The 14,839-nt window shown below is 34.5% G+C and carries 12 protein-coding genes; 2 read left to right on the top strand and 10 right to left on the bottom strand.

Annotation, left to right across the window (positions count from 1 at the left end; genetic code table 11):
- Positions 1-67 precede the first annotated feature (67 nt).
- Genes CLLU_RS15770 through CLLU_RS15760 form a run of 3 tightly spaced genes read right to left on the bottom strand, consistent with a single transcriptional unit; the run spans position 68 to position 3,004 of the window.
- Entirely contained in the window at positions 68-1,027 is a 960-nt protein-coding gene (locus CLLU_RS15770) for an acyl-CoA dehydratase activase (protein WP_106010733.1), read from the bottom strand.
- The gene (locus tag CLLU_RS15765) at positions 1,008-2,108 is read right to left on the bottom strand and encodes a 2-hydroxyglutaryl-CoA dehydratase (RefSeq protein ID WP_106010732.1); all 1,101 of its coding nucleotides are present in this window, start codon (positions 2,106-2,108) and stop codon (positions 1,008-1,010) included. Before CLLU_RS15765 ends, CLLU_RS15770 begins: the two co-directional genes overlap by 20 nt.
- Positions 2,105-3,004, bottom strand: a complete 900-nt coding sequence (locus tag CLLU_RS15760) for an acyl-CoA dehydratase activase-related protein (protein ID WP_106010735.1) — start codon at positions 3,002-3,004, stop codon at positions 2,105-2,107. The genes CLLU_RS15765 and CLLU_RS15760 overlap by 4 nt, the downstream gene beginning before the upstream one ends.
- Before the next feature lie 747 nt (positions 3,005-3,751).
- On the opposite strand from CLLU_RS15760, the gene CLLU_RS15755 reads away from it, so the two are divergent.
- Positions 3,752-4,744: a tyrosine recombinase XerC gene (locus CLLU_RS15755; protein WP_106010731.1), complete on the top strand. Its 993-nt coding sequence runs from the start codon at positions 3,752-3,754 to the stop codon at positions 4,742-4,744.
- A gap of 40 nt (positions 4,745-4,784) precedes the next feature.
- Here CLLU_RS15755 and CLLU_RS15750 read toward each other — a convergent pair whose 3' ends face one another.
- Entirely contained in the window at positions 4,785-5,192 is a 408-nt protein-coding gene (locus CLLU_RS15750; protein WP_106010730.1) for a hypothetical protein, read from the bottom strand.
- 165 nt (positions 5,193-5,357) lie between these two features.
- Between CLLU_RS15750 and lexA the strand changes: the two genes are divergently transcribed.
- Entirely contained in the window at positions 5,358-5,966 is a 609-nt protein-coding gene (gene lexA, locus CLLU_RS15745; protein WP_106010729.1) for a transcriptional repressor LexA, read from the top strand.
- 66 nt (positions 5,967-6,032) lie between these two features.
- On the opposite strand, the gene CLLU_RS15740 is transcribed toward lexA, so the two are convergent.
- The 6 genes from CLLU_RS15740 to miaB form a co-directional block, all read right to left on the bottom strand.
- Positions 6,033-7,313 (bottom strand): methionine gamma-lyase family protein, encoded by a 1,281-nt coding sequence (locus CLLU_RS15740; RefSeq protein WP_106010728.1) that lies wholly within the window; start codon positions 7,311-7,313, stop codon positions 6,033-6,035.
- 92 nt (positions 7,314-7,405) lie between these two features.
- Entirely contained in the window at positions 7,406-7,648 is a 243-nt protein-coding gene (hfq, locus tag CLLU_RS15735; RefSeq protein WP_106010727.1) for an RNA chaperone Hfq, read from the bottom strand.
- Between the two features lie 66 nt (positions 7,649-7,714).
- Positions 7,715-8,665 (bottom strand): tRNA (adenosine(37)-N6)-dimethylallyltransferase MiaA, encoded by a 951-nt coding sequence (miaA, locus tag CLLU_RS15730; protein ID WP_106010726.1) that lies wholly within the window; start codon positions 8,663-8,665, stop codon positions 7,715-7,717.
- 10 nt (positions 8,666-8,675) lie between these two features.
- On the bottom strand, positions 8,676-10,523 hold the full coding sequence (gene mutL / locus CLLU_RS15725; RefSeq protein WP_106010725.1) for a DNA mismatch repair endonuclease MutL: 1,848 nt from the start codon (positions 10,521-10,523) through the stop codon (positions 8,676-8,678).
- A 52-nt stretch (positions 10,524-10,575) separates the two neighbouring features.
- On the bottom strand, positions 10,576-13,230 hold the full coding sequence (mutS, locus tag CLLU_RS15720) for a DNA mismatch repair protein MutS (protein ID WP_106010724.1): 2,655 nt from the start codon (positions 13,228-13,230) through the stop codon (positions 10,576-10,578).
- Positions 13,231-13,245: 15 nt separating this feature from the next.
- Positions 13,246-14,616 carry a tRNA (N6-isopentenyl adenosine(37)-C2)-methylthiotransferase MiaB gene (gene miaB, locus CLLU_RS15715; RefSeq protein WP_106010734.1) on the bottom strand — a complete coding sequence of 457 codons (1,371 nt, stop codon included), beginning with the start codon at positions 14,614-14,616 and terminating at the stop codon, positions 13,246-13,248.
- Positions 14,617-14,839 lie beyond the last annotated feature (223 nt).

Below are 14,839 nucleotides of genomic sequence, written 5' to 3'. Positions count from 1 at the left end.
CATATATATTATATCTTAGAATTTTTATCTTTGTCAAATTGATTTAAAGCATAAATAAAACTATTTCCTATGCGGAAATAGTTTTATTCCACTTTTCACATCTACCACCAAAGAATCCTATAATTTTCTTGCTGCCAAGAATTTTTACAACTTCACATCTATTAGGGCATCCTGTACATTCAAAACTCTTAGATACAAAATTTATATTTATCAGATCAAATCCATTGAAGTTGGTAGTCATATTATTTCTTTCCAGCTTTTCTTTTGACAGAATAGCTGCTCCAATAGCTCCCATTACCTTGAAATTTTTAGGTACTACTACTTTTTCCTCCAATGCCTCTTCAAATGCATTTTTTATGCCTATATTGGCAGCTACTCCGCCCTGAAAGAATATCTTTGGATGTATATCTTTTCCTTTAGCTACATTGTTCAAATAATTTCTAACCAGGGCGTTACACAATCCTTTTATTATATCCGGATTACTGTACCCAAGCTGCTGTTTGTGTATCATATCCGATTCGGCAAATACTGCACATCTTCCAGCTATTCTTGCAGGGGACTTTGATTCTAAGGCATAATTTCCAAATTCATCTATCGGAATATCGAGTCTTGAAGCCTGCCTGTCAAGAAAAGAACCGGTTCCTGCTGCACATACTGTATTCATTGCAAAATCCAATACAACTCCATCCTGCAGCAGTATGATTTTAGAATCCTGACCACCTATTTCTATTATGGTCCTCACATCAGGATCCAAGTACAGAGCGGCAACCGCATGGGAGGTTATCTCGTTTTTAACCACATCTGCTCCTATGATAGAGGCTGCAATTTGTCTTCCGCTCCCTGTAGTGCCCACCGCCGCTATATCAGTATCCTTATATTGGTCTTTTAAAAACTTAAATCCTTCTTGAATTGCATTTATAGGTCTTCCTTTTGTCCTTAAATATAAAGATTCAAGTACATTTATCTTTTCATCCACTATTACAATATCTGTACTTACGGAACCTACATCAACTCCCATATAATACATTATCTTTTCTCCTTTCAAGTAAGTCTAAAAAAGCTTCTATTCTAGTTATGTATCCTGCTTCACCGGTCATTTCATCTACTATCAAAGTGAGTATAGGAAAATTTTTATCCTTTGATATGGTGGGGAGTATGGATTTTGATACTATTTCAGGCATACATCCTACGGGAAAAATCTGAATTGCACCGTCAAATCCTTTTTCACTGGCCAGCACAGCTTCCCCTATACATTCTCTGGCATGACCTCCTATATAGAGAGGCAGATACTTTTTTGAAGCTCTCCTTATATTGATTGAATTCAATTTAAACGGGGACAGAGCCGTATTTTTAACCCACCAGCTGGGGGTAAGATATCTGATTGTAGATACTCCATAATCCATAAGTTTTTCCTCTATAAACAGATTTGAAAATGGCTCTATTATGGTATATATTTCACCTATTATAGCAACCTTTAAAGGTCTTTTGTCTTTTGAAACAGGGACACTCTTTAATTTCCTGGCATGATTTTTCAGTACACATATCATTTCTTCTGGAGAGGCAGTTTTTAAAGCTTTTTCTCTGCACTGGTTTAATATATTTTTACATTGGCCTTTCTGTAATTCATAACCAGAGAGAAATTTTGCCTTCTTCTCAATGTCATCCATCAAATTTACTATTTTAACTCCCAATCCGGCTATCCTCAATTTTTCCAGGGTACTTTTCTTACTTTCTGAAGAAATTATACTTATTCTTTTAAGAAGTTCTTTCAAGCCTATGTCCTTTGGATAATCCAGCACTATAAAATTCAATTTGTTGTATCCTAATTTTTTCAATAAATTCATTTGAAGTTCACAGTATTCTCCAAATCTGCAGGGCCCACAGCTTCCAACTATCAAGATTGTGTCCGCACCTTTTTTTATACTTTGAATATAGTTGCCAATCATTATCTTAAAAGGGAGACATATTTCTTCTGGAGAATACTGAACGCCTATTTCCAGCGCATCTGCATTGTTCAAAGGGGGAATTACGTAATTTATTCCCAAGCCATCAAATACGGCTTTTATAGCAAGGCATGTATTGCCCATATGTGGAAAAGTTACCTTCATGAATTATAGCATCTCCTTTCTATCATGTCATGGAAAGCTTCAATTCTAGTATTAAAACCAGCTTCTCCAGTCTGTTCATCTATTTTCAAGACCAGAAGGGGAAAATTATCCAATTTATTTTTTATGAGTTCTATTACTACAGAATCTATGCCACAGGCAAAAGAGGATATATAAATTATTCCATCTATTTTTCCGTTTTCAGCCATATAAGTGGAAAAGCCATAAGAATTTCGAGCAAAAGTCCAAAATGGTTTTTTAAACAGCTCTGCGGCTTCCCCCTCTATTGCAGTTTCATCTGCATTTTCTTCAGTAAGCACACCAATACCAAGCTTATTCAATTTTTTTACTATATTCATATTGCTGAAACTGTCACTTATGTTGTAGGGGTGACCCACCAAAGCCACTTTAAGGGGGAAATTTACTTTATTTCCTGATAATTCATATTTACCTTGTATTTCTGAAGCTCTTTTATAAGCTTTTCTGATTTTGAAAATATTTTTAGTACACACAAAACCTGTTTTCAGTATACAATTCATAAATCTTCTCTTGGGAAAAGCATATACAGGATAAGTGATTGCAGGGGGCATATCAGGAATATCATTCAACACCATTTCAGGAAGTCCGCAAAATTTAGGACATATAAATTCTCTTTCTTTAAGCTGCATCACCCTTGGAATGAGTATTACATCACATTTATCCTTCACTGCAGCTATATGGCCATGAAATATTTTTATAGGAAGGCATGCTTCATCTACACAGTATTTTACCCCTAGATCCAATATGTATTTATTCGTGTCAGGTGAAGTCACTATTTCAGCTCCTAATTCTTCAAAAAAAGTTTCAACAAAAGGGTGATATTTGCAGTACAATAATCCTTTTGGAATACCTACTTTCATATATAAACAGCTGCTCATATAAAGTACAGATTTTTATATAGCAGCAAAACCTCCTGTCCTTTTTAAATTAATAGCATAATCTATACACTTGTATATTTTACCTTAATCTTAAAAATTTATTCAATTCTACCAAATTATTTTCATATGCAAATTAAGTTCCAATTCTGTTAAAAAAAATAATTTCAAAAAACTTAAAACCTATAATTTATACATTAAAACACTTTTTATTTTCTTTTTCTACAAGCAAATCAAGACTACAAAAAGTAAATTCTACACAATACAAGCTTATATTCTTTCAGTAAGAAAAAAGGTAAATAGGGGAGAAAAATGAACTCACAATTTTATCACCATATTGTGGAAATATTTCAATATTATAAATGTCCACTTTATTTCCACAATATGGTGATAACTCTTTCAAAGATAAAATGAATTATGGTTAGAGTGAAAATTCATTTTATCTCGAGGACTTTTACCATATATTTGATAAATATTATCATTTGAAATAGAAGCAAAATTTGACGTTCATATTTTTTACAAATTAAAACAATATGTGAAATACAAACATTTCGCATAAGTTGTATGTACTTTATAGTACATGAATAGCACATAAATTATTAAATTTGTCATAAAAAATCATTAATTATTTTAATAAAAAAAGAGGATTATGGGATACTTTTATAGAATATTAACTTCGCTAAATTTACATTTAGCGAAGTTAAACATATTTTTGCAATGGGGGATTGACTTATGCAGTATGATTTTAAAAATATCTATGATACCAGGCTTCCCAGGTGCTTGAATGATTTTCTGAATTACCTTGGAACCATTAAAGGAAAATCAAAAAACACCTTAAGCGGATATAAAGTGGATCTGACCATGTTTTTCAGATTTTTAAAGCTCTATAAAGGTGTTGTCAAAGATAAAAAATATGAGTTTAAAAAAATAGATATAAGAGATATAGATGAAAACTTTATAAGACAGATAAATTTAAGCGATTTATTTGCTTTTATATCCTTTGCTGAAAATTACAGAAACAACGGAAGCTATACCCGGGCCAGAAAAGTAGCTTCCCTAAAATCCTTCTTCAAATATCTGAACAATAAAGCTAAAATTATAACCGAGAATCCTGCACTTGAACTGGAATCTCCCAAAATAAGCAAGAGGAATCCCATTTATTTGAGTCTGTCGGAAAGCAGAGTTTTGCTAAAGGCTGTAGATGGAAAATTCAAGGAAAGAGATTACTGTATTATAACCTTTTTTTTAAATTGTGGCATGAGGCTTTCAGAATTGTGCGGCATAAATATCTCAAATATTAAAGATGATACACTGACCGTAATCGGGAAAGGTAATAAGGAGAGAACTATATATCTAAATAAAGCCTGCATAAAAGCTCTGAAAAATTATCTAAATGAAAGGAACAGTCATTACAATAAGATAAAGGATAAAGATGCCCTTTTTATCAGCAGAAATTACACTAGAATAAACAAGAGAACTGTAGAGCTCATGCTCAAAAAATATTTAAAAAATGCAGGACTTGACAGCAGCAAATACACTCCCCACAAGTTAAGACACACTGCGGCCACACTTATGTATAAATATGGAAATGTAGATATAAGAAGTCTTCAAAAAATATTGGGACATGAGAATGTATCCACCACTCAAATATACACCCATGTAGATGACGAAAAGCTTAGAGAAGCGGTGAAATCAAATCCTCTAAGTGAAGAAGAGGAGAAATAACAAAAAGCTGGAATTTTTTCCAGCTTCAAATATAAGACTGCTATTTATCTTTGTGTTTTTTTTGTATTCTTATAAGTCCAGGATATTCTTCATAGGCTACTTTCTTGAAAATTTCCTCATTTTCAAGAGCCTCTTTCAAGCCGTCTATATCATCTATGAATTCAACATTGGAATCCTCCTCGGAATTTGAATCATTCCCTTTTCCATCAGCAAGATGAGAATGAAAATCATTCAAGCAATATTCTTCCTCATCTTTTTCATATGTCCTGAATTCATCTTCATCATCTATAATATCGTCAACTTTCACGGCTTTCATATCGTAATCTTTCATTTCAAGGCATTTGCCGCAATTGTCGCATTTTTTGTCTGGATTCAAATCACAGATATCACATTCACCACAGTCATCACATAATTTGTTTTTATCAAGTACACAGTAACAATTCTTCATAATATCTCCTTCTTACAGCATATAATAAAACTAGTATAGAACATAAGTTTGATATTTGTCAACTTCTATGATATAATTCACATCAAGTGATTCTTAATTCAGATGGAGTTTGTCTAGAAGAAATGCTTTTCTCCATCAAATAAATAAATTATAGGAGTGTTTAACTTGAAAGATTACACTAATAACAGACAGCTTCAGATATATGAATTTATAAAATCTCAAATTAGAGAAAAAGGATATCCACCATCTGTGAGAGAGATATGTGCAGCTGTTGGTTTAAAATCCACTTCCACTGTGCACAACCATCTTGCTAAATTAGAAAAAAGAGGCCTTATAAAAAGAGACGGAATCAAATCCAGGACTATAGAGATTATAGAAAACTCAACTCCCAAAAAAGAAATGATATATATACCTATCATAGGTGAAATAGCAGCAGGAATGCCCATTCTGGCAACAGAAAATGTGGAGGACTTTTTCCCTGTACCTGTAGATTATATTAAAAACAATAAAAAGTTATTTATATTGAAAGTACGAGGAGAAAGTATGATAGATGCGGGCATATTTAACGGTGATTTTTCTATATTAGAACAGACTAATTCTGCGGAAAATGGAGATATAGTTGCAGCCCTGATTGAAAACGAAGCTACTTTAAAAAGGTTTTTCAAAGAAAAAGACAGTATAAGATTACAGCCTGAAAATAAAAATATGTCTCCTATCATAGTAGATGACTGCAAAATAATAGGAAGACTGGTGGCTATATACAGAAAATATTAAGTTGCAGTTGCAAAAATAGAGATCCACCTTATCTAAAAGCTAAATCTCTATTTTAAAAATCAGATTTTACAATATACTGGATAAGGCTATAAGTATACCTATTTTAGCATGATCAAAAGTTAGTCCGCCCTGAAGATATCCTATATAGGGCTCTCTTATAGGAGCATCTGCAGATAGTTCTATGGAGGCTCCCTGCACAAATGCTCCTGCAGCCATTATAACCTGATCCGAATATCCAGGCATATCCCATGGTTCACATTTGACAAAAGAATCTATGGGGGAACCTTTTTGAATGGATCTGCAGAAATCTATTAATTTAGATTTATCATTGAATTTAATGGCCTGTATTATGTCACTTCGCTTGTCATTGTACTTGGGAAGTACTTCAAAGCCTGCCAGCTCCATGATTCTAGCACAAAAAACAGCACCTTTTAATGCTTCCATAGAAATATGAGGGGCTAAAAATAGTCCTTCATATAAAAGTCTCATAACTCCAAAAGTTGATCCGCATTCCCCTCCTATTCCCGGAACAGTAAGTCTGTAGGAGGCTTGAGTTATATATTCCTCCTTGCCGACTATATAACCGCCCGTAGGTGCTATACCTCCTCCAATATTCTTTATAAGGGAACCTGCTGCCAAGTCGGCCCCTACATCTGTAGGCTCCAATGTATCTATAAATTCTCCATAACAATTGTCTACAAAACATATCACATTAGGTTTTATCTGTTTTACAAAATCAATTATGTCTTTAATTTCGGATACAAGAAGAGATTTTCTCCAGCCATAACCGGTAGATCTCTGTATATGCACCAATCTTATACTGTCGTTCTTTTTAAGATGTTCTCCTATACTCTTAAAATCTATTTTATTATTCTTCCCTAAATCCACCTGCTCATAATTTATACCATATTCCCTGAGAGAACCAAGTTTTTTGTTTTCTCCTATTCCTATAAGATCGTGCAGTGTGTCGTAAGGTGTACCGCATACCGAAAGCATTGTATCCCCAGGACGTAAATTCCCAAAAATCGCACAGCACAGGGCATGGGTGCCATTGACAAAATGAGGCCTTACAAGTGCACTTTCAGAATTGAATATTCTGGCATACACTCTATCCAGCGAATCTCTGCCTATATCACCATATCCATAACCTGAAGAATTGGTGAAATGCGAATCACTTATATTTTCCTTCTGCATTGCATCTAAAACCTTTATCTGATTGTATTCTCTTATTTCATCATAGTATTCAAATTGATCCTTTACATCATCCAGAGCTCTTTCATATAAATCAATAGTCTTTTTATCTATCTTGTATGTATTTTTAAGTTTTTCTTCTGTTATATCCAGCAATATTGATACCTCCCTAACCATAGAAAGGGAATAGGCAGTACCTATTCCTTCTTCATATTTTTACAATATTTTATAGCTTCACTACCTTTTAGTTATTCATCTGTTTCAGTTTGTGCACTAAATAAAAGTGATTTTATAGGTGTTATAGTGGAAATGGCATGTTTATATACCATCATCTGCTTGCCAGCACAATCCAATATAACTGTAAAATTATCAAATCCTTTTACAGTTCCTTTAATTTGAAACCCATTGGTCAGGTATATGGTAACTGAAATTTTATTTTTCCTTGCACCGTTTAAAAAAACATCCTGCAAATTGTTAGCTGGTTTACTCATAGTTCTCACCCTCCGTAATTTTATTATATAGTTTTATACATACCACAAAAATTTTCAATAAACAAATCAATCATTAAATGTAGACTGATGCATGCTCTTAAATATATCTATTATATGCTGGGCCACTTCACTGCTGCAAGTGAATTCATCCTTGTTTATCCATATGGCCCTTTTATCTTTCCTAAACCAGGTCAATTGTCTCTTAGCGTAGTTTCGGCTTCCTTTTTTCACCAAATATACAGCTTCATCCAGAGATATTCTGCCTTCTAAATAACTGAATATTTCCTTGTAGCCTATGCCCTTCATGGACTGCATGTCTTTGGTATACCCCCTGGATTTCAATCTGTCAACTTCACTCACAAGCCCTTCTTCAAGCATTGTATCCACCCTTCTGTCTATCCTTCGGTATAGTTCGGCACGATCCATGGTGAGAACAAAATAATATATATTATACGGTATTTTATACAAGTCTCTACGGTTGTTGAATTCACTTATAGTTTTTCCAGTAAGTTTGTGAACCTCCAAGGCTCTAACAACTCTTTTTAAATCATTTGGATAAAGTTTTTCATAGGATACCGCATCTACTTCTCTTAAAAGAGAATGTACATATTCCCTGCCCTTCTCACGTGCAAGTTTTTGTAGCTGCTCTCTGTAGTCTTTATCTACCCTGGCATCTGTAAAATCATAGTTGAAAATAATGGAATTGATATAAAGTCCTGTTCCACCCACAAGCATTGGGAGTTTGTTTCTTTTGGATATATCATCTATAGTTTTTACCGCCAATTTTTTGTATTCCGATACATTGAAACTTCTATCTGGTTCGATAATATCTATTAGATGATGTGGTACCCCCTGCATTTCTTCTATTGTAATTTTTGCAGAACCTATATTCATATATTTGTATATCTGCATGGAATCTGCTGATATTATTTCACTCTTCAAATTTTTAGCAATTTCTATGGATATATCAGTTTTTCCAACTGCAGTGGGGCCTGTCAGTATAAATAAATCTTGCATATTCTTCTCCTCACTGTATACGCTTGAATTTCTTTTCTAGATCATTTAAAGTGAATTTTATTATAACAGGCCTTCCATGAGGACAGGTAAAAGGATCCTCTATAAATCTCAATTCCTCAAGTAAATGTTCCATTTCTATCTGCGATAGGTGATCATTGGCTTTAATGGCAGCTTTGCAGGCAAGGGTGGCTATGGCAAGATACTTTACCTCCCAAGTTTCCCCCGAGCCCATGTTCTTCAAGTTGTCAAGTATATCCATAAATAGATTTTTAACATCAGGTTTTCCAAGTATCATAGGTACTTCTCTTATGCTCAAAGCTGTATCTCCAAATGATTCTATATTGAATCCAGTTCTTTTGAATACATCCTCGTTCTCTTCATAATAACTGTAATCAACAGGTGTAAGCTCTATAACCACCGGTGTAACCAGTATTTGAGACAGTACATCACTTTTTTGAATACTTTTCCTATATTTTTCAAAAAGGATCTTTTCATGGGCTGCATGTTGATCTACCATATATAGATTATCTTCAGCTTCTGCTATTATATAAGTGTTGTGAAATTGCCCCAGTATTTTAAGATGAGGAAATTTAGCTGCTTCTTCAACACCTTCAATTCTATTTTCCATTTGATCCAAAGAATTTTTTGGAACAGTATGGTCTTTATATGAATACCCGGCATTCTTCTGAAAATCATATTTGTTTTCATGAACTGTATTGTAGTTGTTCTCATTTTTATGATCTTCTTCATAATGTTCCTTGAAATAATTTTCATAATTTGAAGGCTTTAAATCAACTGGAATCTGAATTTTTTCCATCTCTCCGGAATCCAGCTTCTCCTCTTCCGGCTCAATAGTAAAAGAATCCCTCAAACTGTCTCTCAGTACTTCATGGACAGCATCAAACACAAATTTAAATATCCTGCCCTGATCACTGAATTTTACCTCCCACTTGGCAGGATGGACATTTACATCTACAAATTCGGGAAATATGTCCAGAAACAATATAAAAAAAGGAAATTTGTTTATGGTGATGAAAGACTTAAAAGCTTTTTCTACAGCCGTAGCTATTGCCCTGTTTTTCACATATCTTCTATTTACAAACAGACTTTGATTATTTCTGCTTCCACGGCTTATTTCGGAATTTCCTATATACCCATAAATCGAAATCACATCGCTGTGTTTTTCTATGGGAATTATGTTATCGTAGATATTTTTACCATAGATACATCGTATAACGTCCATTACCTTTCCCGTACCATAAGTGATTATAGATTTCTTCCCATTTTTAGAGAATTTGAAAGAAATATCAGCATTGGCAAGTGAAAGTCTGCTTATTATATCTGAAATCTCCGCAGCTTCTCTGCCTGGAGATTTCAAAAATTTCTGTCTTGCAGGCACATTGAAAAACAGATCTTCAACCAAAACCGTAGTTCCAAGATTACATCCACTTTGCTGGACGCCCTTTGATATTCCTCCATTTATTATTATTTCTCTGCCTGAATCAAATCCCTCAGTTCTGCTTTTAAGGGTCACCTTAGATACAGCAGCTATGCTTGCCAGTGCTTCACCCCTGAATCCCATGGTGCTTATCTTTTCCAGGTCTTCCACATTTTCTATTTTACTTGTAGCATGAGGCATAAAGGCTTTTTCTATATCCATGGGATGTATTCCAGAGCCATCATCTACCACTTTTATAGATTTTTCACCGCCTTCTTCAATTTCTACAGTTATATTCTTAGCACCCGAATCTATGCTGTTTTCCAGTAATTCTTTTACCACAGAAGAAGGTCCCTCCACCACCTCACCTGCAGCAATTTTATTTGAAGTATTTATATCCAGTATATTTATTCTTTTCATGATATACCAATCCTTTGTCTTTCAATGCTTTATTATATAAGCACCACTAAATCTAGGAATCACTAGATATAGACTTTGCTCTCTTTATTATATCATAAAGTTTGTTGAAACCATCTATAGGTGTCATATTTAATATGTCTATATTTTTAATTTCCTTGACCAGAGATTCTTTCTCTACGTCGGAAAATCCCAGCTGCCTGTTTAATTTAATATTTTCATCCTTTTTCAGTTTCTTACTATTTTCAGAATCATTGGGATTTTTAATATGCTGCTCTTTGTCTTTCAAATGAACAATTGCTTTCCCATTTTCAAGGTTCTTAAGTATCTCCCTGGCCCTTTTCAAGACCCCCTCAGGAAGTCCTGCAAGCTTTGCAACCTCAATGCCATAGGATTCATCAGCACCGCCTTTTATAATCTTTCTCAAAAACACTATACTATTATCCACTTTTTTAACTGACACGCAGTAGTTTTTAACTCCTTCTATTTTCCCCTCCAGACTGGTCAGTTCATGATAATGGGTGGCAAACAGCGTTTTGCTCTTCAATTTGCTGTTTTTACATATATATTCTATTACGGACCAGGCTATGCTGAGGCCGTCATAAGTACTGGTTCCCCTTCCAACTTCATCTAGCAGCACCAGACTTCTGTTGGTAGCATTTTTTAATATATTTGAAACCTCCCACATTTCCACCATGAAGGTACTCTTGCCTGAAGCCAGGTCATCCGACGCACCTATTCTGGTAAATATCTTGTCACAAATGGATATAGAGGCACTTTTAGCCGGCACAAAGCATCCAATCTGAGCCATGATTACAATCAGTGCCACCTGGCGCATATAAGTGGATTTACCTGCCATATTCGGACCTGTTATCAGAAGAAGTTGATTTTCAGAGGTATCCATGTAGGTGTCGTTTGATATAAAATCTCCCGATGGAATCATCTTTTCCACTACAGGATGCCTTCCATCTTCTATCATTATCTTATTTGAAACCGTGATCTCAGGTTTGCAGTAGTTGTTTTCTACGGCCACTTTTGCCAGCGAACTCAAACAGTCAATTTGGGCAATTATTCCGGCAGAGATCTGCATTCTGTGGACTTGTTTTTCTATTGCATCTCTTATTTTAAGAAAAACACTGTACTCCAGAGATACAAGTTCATCCTCCGCTCCCAGAATTTTGTCTTCCATTTCCTTAAGCTCCGGGGTTATATACCTCTCTGCATTTGAAAGGGTCTGTTTCCTTATATACCTTCCCTCCGGTACTAAGTTCAAGTTACTTTTAGTTACTTCAATATAATATCCAAATACCTTGTTATAACCTATTTTCAAAGATTTTATTTTGGTAAATTCCCTCTCCCTGTGTTCCAGATCAGCTATCCAATCCTTTCCGTGAATCTTTATCTCTCTCAATTCATCTATCTTACTGTCATATCCTCTTTTTATCAAGTTACCCTCTTTAAGTGAAAGTGAAGGTTCTGTCAATATAGAATTGTCTATCAATGAATATATATCCTTCAGTTCATCTAAATTCTCATACATGTTTTTCAGCAGTTTGCTTTTAAAATGAGACAGTATAGATTTGATATCAGGTATTTTTTCTATTGAGTTTTTAAGGAAATTCAATTCCCTGGCATTCACACTTTTAGAGGATATTTTTCCCACAAGTCTCTCAATATCGTATATATTTTTCAATGATTCCCTTAAATCCTCCTGGAAGGATATATCACCGGAAAGTTCTTCCACTGCATCCAATCTTTCAATTATTCTATTTCTGTCCATTAGTGGTTGTTCCAGCCATCTTCTAAGCTGCCTTCCTCCCATAGCAGTATTGGTCTTGTCTATTACCCAGAGAAGGGACCCCTTCTTTTTGCCTTCCCTCAAGCTCTCCGTTATCTCCAAATTTCTTCTGGAATTGCTGTCTATTGTCAGATAATCAACTACATTATAGTGCTGCAATTCATTTATGTGAGAAAAATTTACTTTTTGTGTTTCATGTATATATTTCAACAGAGAGCCACAACATTTTATGGTTTCAGGTGTATATTCTTTCAGATTAAAATTTTCAAACTGTCCTTCTAATATTTTCTCCGTGTTTCCAGAAAAATAATCTTCATCCAATTCAGTAAAAGATCCATTAAAAAATTCTCTTATTTCATTCAAGGTAGAAAGATCCATATTTTTCTGAACTAATATTTCGCTGGGACTGTATTTGGATATTTCATCCAAAATTATGGACAAATTAAAAGGAGTATCTGTACAACTGAATTCTCCTGTAGACACATCCGCAAAACAAAGTGCAGAGTTATTATTCTTATCTATATACAAACACATTATATAATTGTTTTTATTCTCCTCCAAAAATCCGGAATCCGTATAAGTACCAGGAGTTATAAGTTTGATAATCCCCCTCTTAACTATACCTTTTGCCAGAGCAGGATCTTCCAATTGTTCACATATGGCTATCTTATAGCCCTTGTTTATAAGACGTCCAACGTAGGAACTGGCAGCATGATAAGGAATTCCGCACATGGGTGCCCTTTCCTCGAGCCCGCAGTCCCTTCCGGTAAGAACCAATTCCAATTCCCTGGCTGCTGTCTTTGCATCATCAAAAAACATCTCATAAAAATCACCTAATCTAAAAAACAGTATATAATCTGCGTATTTTTCTTTTACCTCCATATATTGTTTCATCATTGGAGTCAATGCCACTTTTAGTTCCTCCTTCTATTGTACTTGTTTCCCTAGAAGTGAAAAAGAATTTGCCCTGGTTATTTTAACTTTCACCAATTTTCCTATGGAATCCATATCTCCCTGAAAGTTCACCAGTTTTCCAGTTCTTGTTCTTCCCGTAAGTTTTCTACTGTCATTCTTGCTGGGACCTTCAACCAGTATCTCCTCTATTTTCCCCTCATATGCCCTGTTTCTCCTGGCCGAACATTTATTTACAACTTCTACCAGCCTGTTAAACCTTTCATGTTTTACATCCTCTGGAATTTGAGTTTCCAATTTGTCTGCAGGAGTTCCTTCTCTTCTAGAATATATGAAGGTAAAAGCAGAATCATATTTAACTTCCTCTGCCAGTTTTAAAGTTTCTTCAAAATCCTCTTCACTCTCACCGGGAAAGCCAACCATTATGTCTGTAGTAATAGCTGCTTCCGGAATTTTTTCTCTTATTTTATGTATCAGGTTCAAGTACTGTTCCCTGGAATAATTTCTGTTCATTTTTTTCAGTATATTAGTGGAACCGGATTGCACCGGCAGGTGTATTTGTTCACACACCTTGTCACATTCCAAAACCGCATCTATCACATCTTCCGTCAAATCCTTGGGATGTGATGTCATAAATCTAATTCTTTCAAGTCCATTTATATTGTTGATTCTTCTTAGAAGCTGGCTAAAACCCACTCTGGGAAGCAAATCCTTACCATATGAATTCACATTCTGACCTAAAAGTGTGATTTCCCTGTAACCTTTTGAAACCAGATTTTTTATCTCATTTTCAATATTTACGGGATTACGGCTTCTCTCTCTGCCTCTAACGTAAGGAACTATACAATAGGTACAGAAGTTATTACAGCCATACATTATAGTGACAAAGGCCTTTATAGTACTTTCTCTATCTATAGGGATTCCCTCCACAATACCCGTTTCTCGATCCTGAATTTCAACCACAGAGCTGTTGTTCTGATGTACTGCATTTAAATATTGAGGAAATTTGTAGGAATTATGAGTTCCAAAAATTATATCTACAAAAGGATATTTCTTAATTATGTTTTCCGCCATATGTTTCTGCTGCATCATACATCCGCATAAAGCTATTATAAGACCAGGTTTTTCCTCCTTTAGCTTCTTCAATGCACCCAGATGACCATATACTTTAAGTTCTGCATTTTCTCTTACACAACAGGTATTAAATATAATTAAATCTGCCTGAATTTTATTCTCCGTTTTTTTATAGCCCATTTTTTTCAACATTCCGGACAGCTTTTCCGAATCCTCTTCATTCATCTGACAGCCCCAGGTCTCAATAAAAAAAGTTTTTTTTACTCTATTTTGATTGCAGTATTTTGCACCTGCAGTAAATTCTCTCTGCATTATCATTTTCATTCTCCAATTCGTATTGTGTTTATCTTATAATTATATCCTTAATATCTATTTGTGTAAACATACTATGATTTTAGGTGATAGCAACTTATGCATTAACATCTAGTTTTATTGTGTTATAATCACAATATCTGTATACAATTGATAGAATAGATTAAAATCATCATTGAAAAAATGCCTTAAAAATTATATTATTATAATATAGATATAATAT

It is taken from the genome of Clostridium luticellarii, assembly GCF_002995845.1.
In the GTDB taxonomy this organism is placed as follows: Bacteria; Bacillota; Clostridia; order Clostridiales; family Clostridiaceae; genus Clostridium_B; species Clostridium_B luticellarii.
The sequence above is the reverse complement of the archived record's forward strand: the minus strand, read 5'-3'. Positions and strand labels throughout refer to the sequence as shown.